Below are 16,404 nucleotides of genomic sequence, written 5' to 3'. Positions count from 1 at the left end.
CTGACGCTGACCACGTTCTGGTTGATGACCTTCTGCAAGAGGAGCGTCAGGCGCATGAGCCCCACGTTGAGGGCGATGGCGGCGGCCACGGCCCCCAGGGCGAACAGCTCGCCGGAGTGCGCGGCGATGGTGACCGCCTGGGCGAAGGTGGCCGGCCCCACGATCAACGGCACCGCGAAGGGGACCACCTTCAACTCGCCCAGGTCCTGGTTCCGGCGCAGGTGGAAGGTGACCCCCCGGCTCAGGCGCGTGTAGCCTATTCCCGCCAGCACCAGCCCCCCGGCCAGCCGCAGCGTGGCCACGTCCACCCGGAAGACCACCTTGAACAGGAAGCTCCCCGTCCCGGCGATGAGCGCCGTGATTAAAAAAGCCCACAGGTTCCCGAGGTAGATGAGACGCGACACGTCCCGGTCCGGGTGCTCCCGGGCGATGGACAGGATCAGCATCATCTGGCTCACCGGGTTGATGATGATGATCAGGAAGATGAGCTGGAGGCAGAATTCGTTCATCTACCCTCCGAGGAGATGACCGCGCAGGAGTTCGAACAGGGGGCGGAGACGGTCTTCGGCGGGCGCGTCGCCGGGGTCCGTCCCGACGGCGAATCCCGGCCCGGGCGCGGGAATCACGAATGCCGGCAGGTCCTCAAGGCGCGGCGCGGGTTCCAGCCAGTCGTCCAGGAGCACCGCCGCCGGTCCGCCGGTCCCCCGGGCCAGCTCCGCCAGCTCCCCGATTCCCAGGTGCTCGACGAAACCGGCCAGGCGGAAGCTCCCCGAGGCGGCCCACACCGCCCCGTCGCCGGAGGCCCATTCACGGGCGAGCTCCCCGGAGCGGCAGCGGTTGGTGGTCCCGAAGGGGACGACTTCCAGCCCGGTTTCGGTCAGCACATCGGCCAGGCGGCGGCCGTCGGCCAGGGTCAGCTTCTGCCCGCGGCAGAGCCAGACGCGCCGCGCCATGCTTCTCGAAAAAAACGCGGCCAACCCCCGCGCGGGGTCGTCGCACGCGACCATATCCCCGAGGGGCAAACCGTAGAGCTCGGCGGCCAGGAGAGTCGTCAAGACGGGGAGTTTCTCCCCGGACGGCCGGCCCAGCAGGTCCCGGCCCCAGCGGACGGCTTCGGCGGCCGACTCCCCCGGGGGCCCCGGCCGGAGCGCCAGGCGGCAGAGCCCGGTAAGAAGCCCGCCGGGCAGAGCGCCCAGGTCGGGCTCCCGCTCGAGGACCTCGCGCCGAACCGCGTCCACGCTCGGGGGGTGCGCCATCGCTAAGCCTCCTTAATTCAAGGGATTACTCTACCGTTTGCACGGTCCCGTGTCAAATTGCACGCATCGGCGGGGCCGGTTGAGCTTGACTATCCCCGGGCGAGTTGCTAAACTGCGTCTGTTTTTGTGCGGATGCATCCGGTGCGGCGCACCGTGTCGGGATTCCGCCCCTGCCGGCGTCGTGGTCATGCACCGGCCCGCATTGAAGAAGAGCGATTCCACCGAAACCGTCTTCCACAGCGGATTTGTGGTACTTCTAGGTCGCCCAAACGTCGGCAAGTCCACTCTCCTCAACACCCTGTTGGGCGAGAAGGTCGCGCCCGTCACCCCCAAGCCCCAGACCACGCGCCGCCTCCTGCGCGGCGTACTCACCGCCGACGGATACCAGGCGGTCTTCGTGGACACGCCGGGGTACCACCGACCGATGGACGAGCTCGGGCGCAGGATGATGGCGACCACCCGGACGGCGCTGGCCGACGCGGACGCCGTTCTGGTCGTGGTGGACTCCACCGACTGCGGGCCGACCGACGGCGAGCTCGGCGACCTGGCCGCGGGGGCGAAAAAACCGTGGCTCGCGGCCTGGAATAAAATTGATCTCCCGGACGCCGGCCCCCTTCCCCCGCGGCTGGGGGGCGGTGACGTCGAGGCATTCGGAGTCTCGGCCCTCACCGGAGCGGGGTTCGAGGCCCTCCTCGGCCGGTTGGTGGAGATGCTGCCCGCCGGGCCGCCCTTCTACGACCCCGACCAGCTCACCGCCGAGACCGAGCGCGAGCTGGTGGGCGAATTCGTGCGCGAGCAGGCGATGCTCGTCCTGCGCGAGGAGCTGCCCTACGCCCTCGAGGTCGCCCTGGATACATTCGAGGAGCGGCCGGGCGGCCTCACCTACATCGCCGCGACCCTCTTCGTGGAGAAAAAGAGCCAGGTGGGGATAGTCGTGGGGGCCGGGGGGTCCGTCCTGCGCGGAATCGGCGTGCGGGCCCGACAAACCGTGGAGGCCTTTTTGGATCGGCGCGTGTACCTGGACCTCTCGGTCAAGGTCCGGCCCAAGTGGCGCCGCGACCCCGCCGCCCTCGACGGGTTCGGCTACGGCAGGAGCCGGTGACGAAAATGGGCAAGAACGACCACAACGAAAATCCGGTGCGCATCTTCGAGGAGTGGTGCAAGGGCTGCGGCATCTGCGTCGCCTTCTGCCCCAAGGGCGTGCTGGTGCTCAACCGCCTCGGCAAGGCGGAGATCGCCCACCTCGAAAATTGCCTCTACTGCAAGCTCTGCGAGATTCTGTGCCCCGATTTCGCGGTCAACGTCAGGGACAAACCCGAGGCGGAGAAAGCCGATGGCGACGGGTAAAAATCTGCAGTTCTACTCGGGTAACGAGGCGATAGCCCACGGCGCGCTCTACGCCGGGTGCGATTTCTTCGCCGGGTACCCCATCACCCCCTCCACCGAGGTGGCCGAGATAATGGCGCTGGAGCAGCCCAAGCGGGGCGGCTCCTTCATCCAGATGGAGGACGAGATAGCCTCCATGGCGGCCATCGTGGGGGGCGCCATGGGCGGGGCCAAGTCCATGACCGCCACCAGCGGACCCGGCTTCTCCCTCATGCAGGAGAACCTGGGCTACGCGGCCATGATCGAGGCGCCCTGCGTCCTGGTGAACGTGATGCGCGGCGGGCCCTCCACCGGACTCCCCACCAAGGTCGCCCAGGGCGACGTCATGCAGGCCCGCTGGGGCACCCACGGCGACCACCCCATCATCGTGCTGACCCCCGAAAGCGTCACGGAGTGCTTCACCCTCACCGTGGAGGCCTTCAACCTCGCCGAGCGGTTCCGCACCCCGGTTATCCTTCTGGCCGACGAGATGATAGGCCACATGTACGAGGTCATCGAGGTCCCCGAGCCCGGCGAGCTTCACGTGGTCGAGCGAGAGATCGCCGAGCGCCCCGCCGAGTGGTACCGCCCCTTCGAGCTCACCGCCCACGGCACCGTCCCCCTCATCCCCTTCGGCGAGGGCTACCGCTACCACGTCACCGGCCTGACCCACGACGAGGACGGCTTCCCCACCGGGGTTCCCGCCGAGTGCAACCGGATGCTCCGCCACCTGTGCGCGAAGCTGGACAAGAATCCCGAAATCCGCATGACGGAGCGGGTGGACCTGGACGACGCCGACGTGGCCGTGGTGGCCTACGGGTGCACGGCCCGGACCATGCGCCGGACGCTCTACGCCGCCCGGCGGGCGGGCGTCAAGGCCGGCATGCTCCGACTGAAGACCATCTGGCCGCTCCCTGAGAAGGCCATTGACGAGGTCTGCGACCGCGTGGAGATGGTGGTGGTCCCCGAGCTCAACCTGGGACAGTTGGTGGGCGAGGTGGAGCGGGTCAACCGCGGCCGGGCGCGCGTACTCCCGGTCAACCGCGCCGACGGGGAGATATTCAACCCCTACGAAGTCGCCGACCTCCTCGTCCGGACCCACCGCGGAATGCGCGAGAAGGGCGAAACCGCGGACTTCCTCTTCTGAAGCGTTACGGGGGAGACGTGTCGCAAAAACCAAAGTCGGTCGTCCTCTCATACCTGCGCGCCAGGAAAAAATTCCCCACGGTGTGGTGTCCGGGGTGCAGCCTGGGCGTCATCATGGGGTCCCTCATCCGCGCCGTCCACAAGCTGGAGATAGACAAGGACGAAATCGCCTTCGTCTCGGGCATCGGCTGCACGGGGAGGATGCCGGTCTACACGGATTTCAACACGCTCCACGGCACCCACGGCCGCGCCCTGCCCTTCGCCACCGGGATAAAGCTGGCCCGGCCCTCCCTCAAGGTGATCACGGCCATGGGGGACGGCGACGCCACCGCCATCGGGGGCAACCACTTCATCCACACCTGCCGGCGCAACCTGGACCTCACCGCCATCATCGTCAACAACTACATCTACGGGATGACGGGCGGGCAGTACTCGCCGACGACCCCGGTGGGCCGGCGGGCCTCCACGGCGCCCTACGGCATGATCGAGACGCCCTTCGACATCTGCAACCTGGCCAAGGCGGCGGGGGCGGCCTTCGTCGCCCGCACGACCAGCTACCACGCGGCCGCCATGACCGAGCTCATCGCCCGGGCCATCGAGATCCGCGGCTTCGCCGTCGTCGAGGTCATGGCCCACTGCTACACCACCTACGGCCGGCGCAACCGCTACGTGAGCCCCGTGGAGATGATGGAGGAGGAGAAGAAGCTGGCGGTGCCCCTGAAGGCTTTCGGCAAGCTGAAGGAGAAGGACCCCGGCTACGCGCTCAAACCGGGGCAGTACCTCACCGGCGTGTTCACCGACGACGACTCCCGCCCCGAGTTCACCCAGGTTTACGCCGCGCTCTGCCGGCGGGTTCAGGGGGGTTGAGTTGGCCGGTATCCAATCGCAACACGGCGTGAAGATGACGGTGGTCCGTTTCGCCGGCTCCGGCGGACAGGGCCTGATGACCTCGGGTCGCATCCTGGCCCAGGCGGCGGGGCTCTACGACGGCCGCACGGTGGTCCAGACCCAGAGCTACGGCCCCGAGGCCCGCGGCGGCGCCGCCAAGAGCGAGGTCTGCATCGCCGACGCCCCCATAAACAACCTCAAGCCCACCCGGATTGACGTCCTGGTGGCCATGAACCAGGCCTCCTGCGACAAGTACTCCGGCGACCTCAAGCCCGAGGGCGTCCTGGTCGCCGATTCGAGCTTCGTGGACAAGCCCCCCCGGGAGGACGCCTTCTGCTTCCCCTTCACCTTCCACTGCCGCGACGCCCTGGGCAACCCCGTGGTGGCCAACATCATGTCGCTGGGTTACCTGTTGGTCCTCACCGGGGTGACGAGCCGGGAGGCGGTGGAGTGGGCGCTCACCGAGAAAGTGCCGGGGCGGTTCCTGGAACTCAACCTGCGGGCGTTCGAGGAGGGGGCGCGGGAGGGCGTGAAGGCGCGGGACGCCAGGGCCGGCCGGGAGGGATTCTGAGGTCGGCGGTGAGGTTCGGCGGGGGAGGTGCGGCGGGCTTCGATCGTTTTAACGGCGTGTCACGCGGATTCCGAGTCCGGCGGTAGAGGTTCTCGGGCCCGGTCGAGCGGCAAGAGAGGGCGTAGATTCTGACCCAGGCGGGAGAGGTGCGGCGGGCTTCGATCGTTTTAACGGCGTGTCACGCGGATTCTGAGTCCGGCGGGGGAGGTTCGGCGGAGTCCGACTGCGGACGGCCGTACTGCCGGTGCGGCGGGCGGATTCCGAGTCCGGCGGGGGAGGTCTGACGGGTGCGGACCCTGGTGCTGGTGAAACCCGACGGCGTGGAGCGGAACCTGGTGGGCGCGTGCCTGGCCGCTTTCGAGGGGGCGGGGCTGTCCATCGCCGATCTCGAGCTGCTGACCCTCTCGCCCGAGCGGGCCCGGGAGCTCTACCGGATCCACCGGGACGAGCCGTTCTTTGACTCCCTGGTGGCCTACATGTCCTCGGGTCCCGTGGTGGCGGCGGTTCTCGAGGGCCCCGACGCGGTGCGGCGCGCCCGGGAGGTCATGGGCGCCACCGATCCCGCCGAGGCCGCCCCCGGAACGCTGCGCGCCCTCTACGGCGAATCCATCCAGCGCAACACCGTCCACGGCAGTGACTGCGAGAACGCGGCGAAGTACGAGGTGGCGGTGATTTTCGGTCCCCGTTGAATGAGCGGTGGGAAGGTGGTACGGGATGGGTGGTCGTTCTTATCCCCGGACCCGCGTGGGCCCCGCCCGACCGCGAAAAGACGAGCCCACCGCCTAACGGCCCATATTAATCGCATGACGGCGCAAGCCGCAAGACTCCCCCAAACTAGATCAACCAACCGATTCCGCAGAAAAGAGCGGTCCGCGCCCCCGTAGATTCGTTTTCAGCGGCGGACCGGTCGTACCGCTCGAAGGTGAGTCGGGGTCGGTTCGTGACGCCGCGGCGGCTCCCGCCGTCCGGCCCGAAAGGAACGATATGAACGGCGCCCTCTTCGCCGCCCCGGGCCTCTTCGTCCGGGAACTCGAACCGGGGGACGACCTCAAGCTCTCCTACTGGCCCGACACGGTGTACCTCGGTTCCGACGGGCACCACTGGGGCTCCCCCGAGAACGCCCAGCAGAACCTCGATGAGCTCAAGCTCCTGTGGGGCAACGTCACCGTGGTCTGCAACACCGAAAACGGCCAGGCCCTGGGCCTCCTCGTGTGGACCGAGGAGTCGGACGGGGGGTGCCGCTTCGGGCTGGAGCTGGCCCCGGACCGGATCGGGCGGGGCATCGGCCGCCAGCTCGTCATCTCCTTCATCGAGTTCGCCTTCGGCATCCTGGGCTTCAAGGAGCTGCGGGCCAAGGTCTCCGCCACCAACAACCCGGCGGTGAACCTCGGCCGCCAGCTCAACTTCCACCTCATAGACGAGACCTTCGATGTCACCCCCCACTGCCGGCTCCCCATCTTCACCGATAAAAGGTTCGAGGGGATGCGGGAGAATTTCCGCAACGAGGGGGGCATCGTGATGGAGCGGGTGCTGGAGCTGGGGCTCGACGCGGAGGACTGGCACCCCTCGGTCTTCGAATAGGGGCGGTCGGGCCGGATGGTCGGGGGCGGGTGTGGAGACGCTCGAAAGGGGGGGGTGGCGGAGGCCGGGCCGGATAGTCGGGGGCGGGTGCCGATTGAACCCGGCTCGCTACTTCCGGTGGCGGTCGGGCCGCATGGTCGGGGGCGGGTGTGGAGACGCTCGAAAGGGGGGGTGGCGGAGGCCGATCCGGATGGCCGGGGGGCGGACAGGGCCCCTTTTCTGAGGCCGAAGGGTCGCCGACCTTGCGCCGCGCCTCTTCGTCTTTTCGTGAGTGAACCGAACCAGGGGGTTGGCCTTGTTCAAGATCGTCGGTAAAAAAGTCCTCGGGCCCGACATCAAGCTATTCGACGTCGAGGCGCCGCTGATCGCCCGCAAGATTAAGCCCGGGCAGTTCATCATGCTGCGCATCAACGACACCGGCGAGCGCATCCCGTTGACCATGGTGGACCGCGACCCCGAGGCCGGGACGGTGACCATCATCTTCCAGGAGGTGGGCAAGACCACCCGCCAACTGGGGACCCTGGAGCCGGGCGACGCGGTGGCGGATTTCATCGGCCCCCTGGGCCGGTACCACCCCATGGGCGGTGAGCACAAACGGGTCCTGGGCGTGGGGGGCGGGATCGGCGTCGCGCCGCTCCTGCCGAAAACCCGGGAGTTCAAGGAGAACGGGAACCGCGTCGTGAGCATCATCGGCGCCCGCTCAAAGAACCTCCTCATCCTCGAGGACGAGATGCGGGCCGCCTCCGACGAGCTGATCGTCTGCACCGACGACGGCAGCTTCGGCCACAAGGGCTTCGTCTCCGACATTTTGAAAGCAAAGCTCGACGAGAGCACCGATTACGACTTCGTGCTGGCCATCGGCCCGCCCATCATGATGCGGGTCTGCCGCGACCTGGTGAAGCCCTACGGCGTCCCGGTGTACGTCAGCCTGAACACCATCATGGTGGACGGTACGGGGATGTGCGGCTCCTGCCGGGTCACCGTGGGCGGCGAGGTGAAGTTCGCCTGCGTGGACGGGCCGGAGATGCGCGGCGAGGAGATTGATTTCAACGAGATGATGGCCCGCCAGAACCGCTACCTGGCCGAGGAGAAGTGCGCCCTGGATCGCTACCTGAAGGAGGTGGGGTAGTGGAGAAAACCCCCGAGGAACTGAGGAAGGCCGGAGTCAGGCAGCTCGAGAAGACCCCGATGCCCGAGCAGGACCCCGAGGAGCGGGTGCGCAACTTCCGGGAGGTCCCCTTCGGCTACACCGACGAGATGGCCGTCGCCGAGGCGTGGCGCTGCCTGGAGTGCAAGGACGGCCCCTGCATCGCCGGTTGCCCGGTGGAGATTGACATCCCCGCCTTCATCCGCGCCGTCAAGGAGGGCGACTTCCGCGCAGCCGCGGGCGTCATCAAGAGGACCAACTCCCTGCCGGCGGTCTGCGGTCGCGTCTGCCCCCAGGAGGTGCAGTGCGAGATAGTCTGCCTGCGGGGCAAGAAGGGTGAGCCGGTGGCCATCGGCCGCCTCGAGCGCTTCGTCGCCGACTGGGAGGCCGCGCACGGCGATCCCGAGCTCCCCGAAATCGCCCCGCCCAACGGGCACAGGGTGGCCGTCATCGGCTGCGGGCCCGGCGGGATGACCTGCGCCGGCGACCTGGCCGTCATGGGCTACGACGTGACCGTCTTCGAGGCCTTCCACGCCTCGGGCGGCGTCCTGCGCTACGGCATCCCCGAGTTCCGTCTGCCCAAGGCCATCGTGGACCGCGAGACGCACTACCTCGAGCTGCTGGGCGTCAAGTTTTCCTACAACATGGTCATCGGGAAAGTCTGGACGCTGGACGAGATGCGCCGGGACGGCTTCGAGGCCTTCTACATCGGCACCGGCGCCGGGCTCCCCTGGTTCATGAAGATCGAGGGCGAGGGCCTGAACGGCGTTTACTCCGCCAACGAGTTCCTCACCCGGGCCAACCTCATGGGGGCCTACGACCCAGAGCGAAATGACACGCCAATCTGGGTCGGCAGGCGGACGGCGGTCATCGGCGGGGGCAACGTGGCGATGGACTCGGCCCGCACGGCGCTGCGCCTGGGCTCCGAGCACGTTTACATCGTCTACCGCCGCTCGCGGGTGGAGATGCCCGCCCGCAACGAGGAGATACACCACGCCGAGCAGGAGGGGATCGAGTTCTTCCTTTTGCAGAACCCCCTGAAAATCCTCGACGACGGCAAGGGCTGGGTCGGGGGGATGGAGTGCATCCGGATGGAGCTGGGCGAGCCGGACGACTCGGGCCGCCGCCGCCCCGTTCCCATGAAGGGCTCCGAGTTCATCCTCGACGTGGACTGCGTGGTGGTGGCCATCGGCAACGGGCCGAACCCGCTCTTGATCGAGGCCACCCCGGGGCTCAAGGTCACCAAGTGGAGCAACATCGTCACCGACGAGAAGGGGCGGACGAACATCCCCGGCGTGTTCGCCGGCGGCGACATCGTGACGGGGGCCGCGACGGTCATCGAGGCGATGGGGGCGGGGAAAATTGCCGCCCGCGCCATGGACGCCTACGTCAAGGGCGACAAGACCTGGCCCGAGTTGTAGCAGAAGGTCTAATTCAGTTGAAATCCTACGGGGTCGGCGTTGGCCGGCCCTTTTTAAAGTTGACGAAAAGAATCTAGTAGGTTAAGCTGTATTTGTTGGAGGAGGTACGATCATGGAAAAACAACGAATTTGGCTTTCTTACGATCTAGGTATAGAAGGCGATTACGAAAGTATGTATTTCTGGTTGGACTCCCATGAAGCCAGGGAGTGTGGAGATAGTGTAGCTTCCTTCGTTTATATATTTCGACATGATCTCATTGAAGAAATAAAAAGTGATTTGGAAGCGAATGTTAATTTAAGGAAAAAGGATAGAGTTTACATCATCTTCTACGACACAGTGAAAAAGAGTCTAAGGGGGGGGTTTATATTTGGTGGTCGTAAAAGGCATGCACCGTGGTTTGGGTACGCCATTCGGACGACTCCTGAAGAGGATTATTGATTTGGCAAAATCATTTTTTATGACTGATGCTGGCTTTTGGATCGCGCTTCTCGATAAAGGGGACGATGGGTATCATCAATCTGCAACCGACTTATGGGATATTGTCAAAGACGAATATATTCTAATCCCGTGGCCCATTTTTTATGAGGTTTTACGCACACGTTTAGTTAAAAAACCGTGGTTACTTACACAGTTTAAATTTAAGTTAAGCGAGATAGAATGGACTAAAATTGATGATTCAAAGTATCGTGATTCTGCACTTGAAAATACAATTGCATTAATTGATAAACGAGAATTAAGTTTAGTGGATAGAGTTTTAAGACTCATTATTGATGATATTTCAGGTGAATACAAAATAAACTACTTGATAACTTATAATAAAAAAGATTTTTATGATGTGTGTTATCCAAATAGTGTAGAAATGATACCGTAGTTTGATATATATGTGTATGTAAGGGGTCGGCCTGCGCTGGCTCCTTTTTTACATGTGGGAGGAACCTAAACATATGCGCAGAACAATTGGCCTGCGGGCGGGTGTGGACACCCGCCCCTACGTCATCACAAACGCGGGAGGGGGGTGAAGCGGTCCCCCCTCTCCCTTCTAGGGAGAGGGCTGGGGTGAGGGTCGGGGTTGGGAACGTCGGTAACGCGGCGGCCCGCAGGGGATGCATCCCACGGGGCCGCCCTACATCATCGCAACCCGGGGTGTGGGGCGAAAACGGCGGGGATGAGAACCGAGCGAAGCGAGCTATGCCCCTGGCAAATCCCCGCCCTACGTTTAGGGTTTCGATTGGCGATGGGCGGGTGTGGACACCCGCCCCTACGTCATCCACGAATAAACCCCGTAGGGGCGACCGGTAGGACGAGTCCTCCACGGTCGCCCGCGGGCGGGTCTAAAGACCCGCCCCTACGTCATCGCAGCTCGGGGGTGAGGGGTAAAATAACGGGTGGGTCAGGGCACACGCCCCTGCGTCATCTACATGCCGGGCACGGATATTGCTAATTTAATTTTCACCAAAAACCGGGGTAATAATCCCCGTAATCACCGGAGGTTTTCTAAAAATGGACCTGGCAAGTCTGGAAAACAAGTGCGAGGTCTGGCGGCGGCTCGGGCCCTTCGACGAGCGTTACGAGTTCGAGGTCAGCCTTCTGGCCCGGGACATCTGCGACATGGGCCTGAAGGGCCGCGACCCCGAACAGACCCGACGCATGCGCCGGATTCTGGCCGAGGCCGACGGCGAGGTGCACCGCCGTTTTTCCGAACCCCGGTTCTCCGACAACCGCATCAACCGGCTCCGCGACGTGATGGCCGAGTACCGCCTGTCGTACTACGGCCCCCTGCGCCACCACATCGCGCCCTCACCCAAACGGAGTCGCTGGTGGCTGTGGCTGGACGAGGTGGCCTCGGGCTCGAGCGACGAACCGCGGGAAGACTTCGGAACGTTCTGCCCTTGCTGAGCCGTCCGGGGGCCGGAGATGGGGCTACCCTGAAAACGGGCGGACCGGCCGGTACGACCGTTCACCATCGCAATTTTCGATGCACGGGCCGTGGGTGGGGGTGCCTTGGATAAAACAGCTATGTAGGGCGGCCCCTCTGCGGGCCGCCGCGGCGGGGCGTAGAAGCCCCGCCCTACGTTTGTGCGGTGTAGGGGTGCCCTTCTACGGGTGCCCGCGGCGGGGTGTAGAAGCCCCGCCCTACATTTTAGGAAAGGGGCCGAGTCACCGTCGAAACGACCGGTTTCCCCCGTTGACTTTGACCGCCTCGCGTCCTATCATCGCTCGGTACGCATAAACTCCCCGGAAAGGAGACGGTTTGCTCAAAGGGCTCCTGCAGCTCGCGGTGGACCACGCCCTGACCTACGGGGCGAGCTACGCCGAGGCCCGGTACCAGGACCTGGTGACCGAGGACGTCTCGGTGAAGAACGGGGCGGTACAGACGGCCAACCGCGGGTACGACAAGGGGTTCGGCGTTCGCGTGGTCTTCGACGGGGCCTTCGGCTTTGCCTGCTCGAGCGTTTTGACCCCCGAGGAGATGCGCCGGACGGCGGCCAGGGCTCTAGGAATAGCCAGGGCCTCGGCCACGGTCAAGCGCGAACCCCTCATCCTCGACCGCCTCGACGCCTACGTGGGCTACTGGCCCAACGCCTACCGCGTCCACCCCTTCGATGTCCCCCTCGAAAAGAAGGCGGACCTCCTCCTGGAGGCCACCGAGGCCATGCGCGTCGGCGACGAAATCCGGGTGGTCGAGGGCTTCATCCAATCCCGGGAGACGCACAAGTTCTTCGTGAGCTCCCTGGGGTCGGCCATCGAGCAGCGGAAGGTGGAGTGCGGCGGAGGGCTCACCTGCATCGCCGTGGCCGACGGAGATATGCAGCGGCGCACCTACCCGTGCAGCATGCGCGGGCTTCACCAGGCCCGGGGCTGGGAGGTCATCGAGGAGATGGACCTCGTGAAAAACGCCCCCCGGGTGGGCGCCGAGGCCCTCGAGCTGGTCCACGCCCCCGAGGCCCCCGCCGGCGAGATGGACCTCGTCATAGACGGCTCCCAGATGCTCTTGCAGATTCACGAGAGCTGCGGCCACGCCGTGGAGCTGGATCGGGTCATCGGCCAGGAGGCGAGCTTCGCCGGCACCAGCTTCCTGACCCTGGACAAGCGCGGCAGCTACATCTACGGCTCGCCCATCGTCAACCTCTACGCCGACGCGACGCTGCCCGGCTCCCTCGGCTACTTCGCCTTCGACGACGAGGGGGTCCCGGCGCAGAAGTTCTACATCGTCAAGGACGGCGTCTTCTGCGACTACCTCTCCACCCGGGACACGGCGCACCTCCACGGCGGCGGGTCCCACGGCGCCTGCCGGGCCCAGAGCTGGAGCGACTTCCCCATCTGCCGCATGACCAGCGTCTGCCTGGAGCCCGGGGATGCCGGCTTCGAGGACCTCGTGGGCGGCGTGAAGCACGGCCTCTTCCTCTCGGGCAACAAGAGCTGGTCCATAGACGACAAGCGGATAAACTTCCAGTTCGGCGTGGAGTACGCCCGGGAGATCGAGGACGGCAAGCTGGGCCGCGTGGTGAAGAACGCGCTCTACTACGACAAAACCCCGCGGTTCTGGGGCTCCTGCGACGCCATCGGCGACCGGGACCAGTGGTTCCTCTGGGGGACCCCCAACTGCGGCAAGGGGGAGCCGACGCAGGTGATGCGCATCGGACACGGAACCTCCCCGGCCCGCTTCCGCGGCGTGAAGGTAGGTGTTGCCCAATGATGCTTGGACGCGACCGGGCTCTGGAGACCCTCTCCCGCGCCGTGGACCTCGGCGGAGCCGACGGCCTCGAGGCCGCCCTTTTCGCCTCCGACACCAACCTGACCCGCTTCGCCAACTCCTACATTCACCAGAACATCTCCAAGCGGGACGCGACCGTCACCGTCCGGGCCGTGGTGGACGGAAACCGGGTGGGGATGGTGACGACGAACGACCTGTCGGACGACGGCCTGGCGCGTGCGGTGGAGGGCGCGGCGGCGTCCGCCGGCATCGTGCCGCCCAACCCCCGCTTCACCGGCTTCCCCGGACCCCAGGAGTTCCCCGAGGTGGAGGCCTGGGTCGCCGAGACCCACCGGACCGAGGCGGGTTTCCGCGCCGACGAGGTGGCCAAAATCATCGCCGCCGGCGACGAGTACGGTTTCAACGCCTCGGGGGCCTACGTCACCGGGGGCAACGAGGTGGCGCTGGTGAACTCCCTGGGGCTCAAGGCCTATCACTGCGGCACGCGGGCCGCGGTCAACACCACCATCCTGTCGCGCACCTCGGCGGGCTGGTCCGCCGCCGACTCCAAGGACGTGCGGGACCTGGACGCCGCCGCCATCGGCCGCCGGGCCACGGAGAAGTGCCGCGACGGACAGCACCCCACCGATCTCGAGCCGGCGGAGTACGACGTCATCGTCGAGCACCGCGGCGTGGCGGGCCTTTTGGGGATGATGGGCTACATCGGCTTCAACGGTCTGGCCTTCGCCGAGGGGCGCTCCTTCGCCGTGGACAAGCTCGGCGAGAAGCTCTTCAGCGACGAGTTCACCCTCGTTGACGACGCCCGCGATCCCTCGGGCAACCCCCTCCCCTTCGACTTCGAGGGGATGCCGAAAAAGCGCGTGCCGCTGGTCGAGGCGGGCGTTCTCAAGGCCGTGGTCCACGACCGCACCAGCGCGAAGATGGTCGGGGCGGAGTCCACCGGCCACGGGCTGCCTCCGGCCTCCGCCTCCTACGGCGCCATCCCGATGAACCTCTTCATGACCGGCGGCGGGAGCTCGCTGGAGGAGATGGTCGCCGCCACACAGCGCGGCCTGCTGGTCACCCACTTCCACTACCTCAACCCCTTCCTGGACCCGATGCAACTCCTGTTCACCGGGATGACGCGGGACGGGACCTTCCTCATCGAGGACGGCAAGGTCTCGCGGCCGGTGAAGAACCTGCGCTTCACCGAGTCCATGCTGCGGGCCTTCTCGCAAATCGAGGCCCTGAGCGCCGACACGCTTTTAATCGCGGAGGATTTCTCCAGCATCCGGGTGCCGGCGGTGAAGTTCAAGGGCTTCCGTTTCACCAGCTCGACGGAATTTTAACCCGGTCGGCGGGCGGGGGTGAGGGTCGGGACACGTGCAGTGTAGGGGGGCCCCTCTGCGGGCCCCCGCGGGCGGGTGTGGACACCCGTCCCTACGCCGGAAACGCGCGATTCCCAATGTAGGGCGGCCCCGTGGGATAAATCCCCTGCGGGCCGCCGCGGTTAACAAAGCGGCGGGGATAGATTCCCCGCCCTACGGAATTTGCGTGAATCGCGCATCAACCTCGTAGGGGCCGACCTTCAGGTCGGCCCGCCTGCCCCCTCCCCCCTCTGGGGGGCGGGCTGGGGTGAGGGGTGCCTTATAAAAAACGGGCGGGTCTAAAGACCCGCCCCTACGTCATCGCAAATCGCGGCGGCCCGCAGAGGACTCGTCCTACGGGGCCGCCCTACATTACACGGAAAAGGCCGACCGGTCAGCCCCTACGTTATGGTATTCTTCGGTAATGGATTGGGATATGTCATTTAAACGACGGAGGTTCCCGTGAAGCTGCGCGCATTCATCTTCCCCGCCCTGGCGGCCCTCCTCCTCCTTTCCTGCTGCGCCCCCGAGCCCGTCCCGCCGCGCTACGTCATCCTCTTCATCTCCGATGGCTGGGGCTACGAGCACCTGGAGGCGGTGAAGAACTACACCGGCGAGGACCCGGTTTACGCCGATTGGGACTCCTGGGCCGTCTCCACCTGGGATACGGACACCCGGCGCGCCAACGGCGGCGTGGGCTACGACCCGGAAAAAGCCTGGAGCGAGTTCGATTACGTGGCCCGGGCGGCGACGGACAGCGCCTCGGCGGCCACCGCCATGTACACCGGCTTCAAGGCGGACGCGGGGAACCTGGGCACCGGGCCGGGGGACCTGATGCGCCTGGCGTGTATCCGCGAGTACGCCGAATACTTCGGCCTCGCCTCGGGGGCGGTCACCAGCGTCCCCGTCTCCCACGCCACCCCGGCGGCCTGGTACGCCCACAACGACGACCGTGGGAACGGCTACGCCGTCTTCGACGAGGGTGTGTGGGGCGTTCCGGGCTCCACGGGCTCCGGCGAGGGTTACGGCGGCGGGTGCGGCGGAAGCTGCTGTCCGCCGGCGGTGCTCATCGGCGCGGGGCACCCGGGGTGGAACTCCGACTACGTCTCACCCGCGCAGCTCGAACGTCTGGCCGCCGATTGCCGCGACTACGGCGTCTGGCGGCTGGTGGAGCGCGTCGCGGGGAGCCCGGACGGCGGGGCGCGGCTCCTGGAAGCGGCGGAGAACCCGCGCACCGAACGCCTGTTCGGCCTCTTCGGCGGCGAGGACGGCTGCTTCGATTGGGCCCTGGCCGACGGCTCCGGCGCCAGCGCCGAGAACCCGACCCTGGCCGAGTGTACGGAGGCGGCCCTGGCGGTCCTGGACCGCGATCCCGAGGGCTTCGTCCTGCTGGTCGAGGGCGGCGCGGTGGACTGGGCTTCCCACGCGGGCGACATGGACCGGATGATCGGCGAGGAGCGCGAGTTCGACGCGGCGGTCCGGGCCGTCGTGGACTGGGTCGAGGACCCCTCCACCCCGGCCTCCTGGGACGACACCCTCGTCATCGTCACCGGCGACCACGAGTGCGGCTACCTCACCGCCGGGCCCGGAATCAGGGGGGTGCCGCTGGGCGAGGTCTCCCCGCGCACCCTGGGGCTGGAAAGGCCCTACGACCCGTCCGGCCTCCGCGCCGGTTGGGAGGACGGCGATGCGGACGGGGTCGTTGATTCCGGCGAGGCGGTGTACTGGGCCTGGAACTCGCACGGCCACACCAACAGCCTCATACCGCTCTACGCGCGCGGCGAGTGGGCGGGGCTCTTCGAGGGCTACATCGCGGCCGAGGACCCGGTGCGCGGGCCGTACCTGGACGACACGGCGATTTTCCTGGTGATGCTGGGTGTGCTGATGGAGGACTAGGCCCCTCTCCCCGCGGGTCGGGGTGAGGGCCGCCCTATTCTCCCTCCCCCCTTTTGGGGGAGGGCCGGGGA

At 66.3% G+C, this 16,404-nt stretch carries 17 protein-coding genes; 15 read left to right on the top strand and 2 right to left on the bottom strand.

All coding sequences use genetic code 11. From position 1 onward, the window contains the following. Both VM054_00980 and VM054_00975 read right to left on the bottom strand, forming a co-directional pair. Positions 1-509, bottom strand: a 509-nt coding sequence (locus VM054_00980; GenBank protein ID HUT97630.1) for a MarC family protein, incomplete at its 3' end; no start/stop codon positions are given. Beyond that, a complete protein-coding gene (locus VM054_00975; protein ID HUT97629.1) occupies positions 510-1,256 on the bottom strand; it encodes a hypothetical protein in 747 nt (248 codons plus the stop codon). Between the two features lie 187 nt (positions 1,257-1,443). On the opposite strand from VM054_00975, the gene era reads away from it, so the two are divergent. From era to VM054_00900, 15 genes are all read left to right on the top strand, one after another. After that, a complete protein-coding gene (era, locus tag VM054_00970) occupies positions 1,444-2,358 on the top strand; it encodes a GTPase Era (protein ID HUT97628.1) in 915 nt (304 codons plus the stop codon). A 5-nt stretch (positions 2,359-2,363) separates the two neighbouring features. Next, positions 2,364-2,603 carry a 4Fe-4S binding protein gene (locus tag VM054_00965; protein HUT97627.1) on the top strand — a complete coding sequence of 80 codons (240 nt, stop codon included), beginning with the start codon at positions 2,364-2,366 and terminating at the stop codon, positions 2,601-2,603. Further along, complete coding sequence (locus tag VM054_00960; GenBank protein ID HUT97626.1) at positions 2,590-3,768, top strand: 2-oxoacid:acceptor oxidoreductase subunit alpha; 1,179 nt, start codon at positions 2,590-2,592, stop codon at positions 3,766-3,768. Before VM054_00965 ends, VM054_00960 begins: the two co-directional genes overlap by 14 nt. Before the next feature lie 17 nt (positions 3,769-3,785). Then, positions 3,786-4,634 (top strand): thiamine pyrophosphate-dependent enzyme, encoded by an 849-nt coding sequence (locus tag VM054_00955; GenBank protein ID HUT97625.1) that lies wholly within the window; start codon positions 3,786-3,788, stop codon positions 4,632-4,634. A 1-nt stretch (position 4,635) separates the two neighbouring features. Beyond that, positions 4,636-5,226 (top strand): 2-oxoacid:acceptor oxidoreductase family protein, encoded by a 591-nt coding sequence (locus VM054_00950; protein HUT97624.1) that lies wholly within the window; start codon positions 4,636-4,638, stop codon positions 5,224-5,226. 287 nt (positions 5,227-5,513) lie between these two features. Next, positions 5,514-5,915, top strand: a complete 402-nt coding sequence (gene ndk, locus VM054_00945; GenBank protein HUT97623.1) for a nucleoside-diphosphate kinase — start codon at positions 5,514-5,516, stop codon at positions 5,913-5,915. A gap of 295 nt (positions 5,916-6,210) precedes the next feature. Next, the gene (locus VM054_00940; GenBank protein ID HUT97622.1) at positions 6,211-6,807 is read left to right on the top strand and encodes a GNAT family N-acetyltransferase; all 597 of its coding nucleotides are present in this window, start codon (positions 6,211-6,213) and stop codon (positions 6,805-6,807) included. A 295-nt stretch (positions 6,808-7,102) separates the two neighbouring features. After that, positions 7,103-7,936, top strand: a complete 834-nt coding sequence (locus tag VM054_00935) for a sulfide/dihydroorotate dehydrogenase-like FAD/NAD-binding protein (GenBank protein HUT97621.1) — start codon at positions 7,103-7,105, stop codon at positions 7,934-7,936. 59 nt (positions 7,937-7,995) lie between these two features. Continuing rightward, positions 7,996-9,375, top strand: coding sequence for an NADPH-dependent glutamate synthase (gltA, locus tag VM054_00930; GenBank protein HUT97620.1), 1,380 nt, complete (start codon positions 7,996-7,998; stop codon positions 9,373-9,375). 112 nt (positions 9,376-9,487) lie between these two features. Beyond that, positions 9,488-9,814, top strand: a complete 327-nt coding sequence (locus VM054_00925; protein HUT97619.1) for a hypothetical protein — start codon at positions 9,488-9,490, stop codon at positions 9,812-9,814. Next, positions 9,747-10,247 carry a hypothetical protein gene (locus tag VM054_00920; protein ID HUT97618.1) on the top strand — a complete coding sequence of 167 codons (501 nt, stop codon included), beginning with the start codon at positions 9,747-9,749 and terminating at the stop codon, positions 10,245-10,247. Before VM054_00925 ends, VM054_00920 begins: the two co-directional genes overlap by 68 nt. A 629-nt stretch (positions 10,248-10,876) precedes the next feature. After that, a complete protein-coding gene (locus VM054_00915) occupies positions 10,877-11,272 on the top strand; it encodes a hypothetical protein (GenBank protein HUT97617.1) in 396 nt (131 codons plus the stop codon). A 355-nt stretch (positions 11,273-11,627) separates the two neighbouring features. Further along, positions 11,628-13,073: a TldD/PmbA family protein gene (locus VM054_00910; GenBank protein HUT97616.1), complete on the top strand. Its 1,446-nt coding sequence runs from the start codon at positions 11,628-11,630 to the stop codon at positions 13,071-13,073. Continuing rightward, positions 13,070-14,419: a TldD/PmbA family protein gene (locus VM054_00905; GenBank protein HUT97615.1), complete on the top strand. Its 1,350-nt coding sequence runs from the start codon at positions 13,070-13,072 to the stop codon at positions 14,417-14,419. The genes VM054_00910 and VM054_00905 overlap by 4 nt, the downstream gene beginning before the upstream one ends. Positions 14,420-14,899: 480 nt before the next feature. After that, positions 14,900-16,333 (top strand): alkaline phosphatase, encoded by a 1,434-nt coding sequence (locus tag VM054_00900; protein HUT97614.1) that lies wholly within the window; start codon positions 14,900-14,902, stop codon positions 16,331-16,333. The last annotated feature ends 71 nt before the right edge of the window (positions 16,334-16,404 follow it).

Source organism: bacterium (assembly GCA_035528375.1).
Classification (GTDB): domain Bacteria; phylum RBG-13-66-14; class RBG-13-66-14; order RBG-13-66-14; family RBG-13-66-14; genus RBG-13-66-14.
Note: the sequence above shows the minus strand (reverse complement) of the source record. Positions and strands in the feature narration are given on the sequence as shown.

What these genes read in the sequence shown, in the direction of transcription:
- VM054_00940 (HUT97622.1), top strand. Translation starts at nt 6,211, where the DNA reads ATGAACGGCGCCCTCTTCGCCGCCCCGGGCCTCTTCGTCCGGGAACTC.
- gltA (HUT97620.1), top strand. Translation starts at nt 7,996, where the DNA reads ATGCCCGAGCAGGACCCCGAGGAGCGGGTGCGCAACTTCCGGGAGGTC.
- VM054_00960 (HUT97626.1), top strand. Translation starts at nt 2,590, where the DNA reads ATGGCGACGGGTAAAAATCTGCAGTTCTACTCGGGTAACGAGGCGATA.
- era (HUT97628.1), top strand. Translation starts at nt 1,444, where the DNA reads ATGCACCGGCCCGCATTGAAGAAGAGCGATTCCACCGAAACCGTCTTC.
- VM054_00965 (HUT97627.1), top strand. Translation starts at nt 2,364, where the DNA reads ATGGGCAAGAACGACCACAACGAAAATCCGGTGCGCATCTTCGAGGAG.
- VM054_00975 (HUT97629.1), bottom strand. Translation starts at nt 1,256, where the DNA reads ATGGCGCACCCCCCGAGCGTGGACGCGGTTCGGCGCGAGGTCCTCGAG.
- VM054_00915 (HUT97617.1), top strand. Translation starts at nt 10,877, where the DNA reads ATGGACCTGGCAAGTCTGGAAAACAAGTGCGAGGTCTGGCGGCGGCTC.
- VM054_00925 (HUT97619.1), top strand. Translation starts at nt 9,488, where the DNA reads ATGGAAAAACAACGAATTTGGCTTTCTTACGATCTAGGTATAGAAGGC.
- VM054_00905 (HUT97615.1), top strand. Translation starts at nt 13,070, where the DNA reads ATGATGCTTGGACGCGACCGGGCTCTGGAGACCCTCTCCCGCGCCGTG.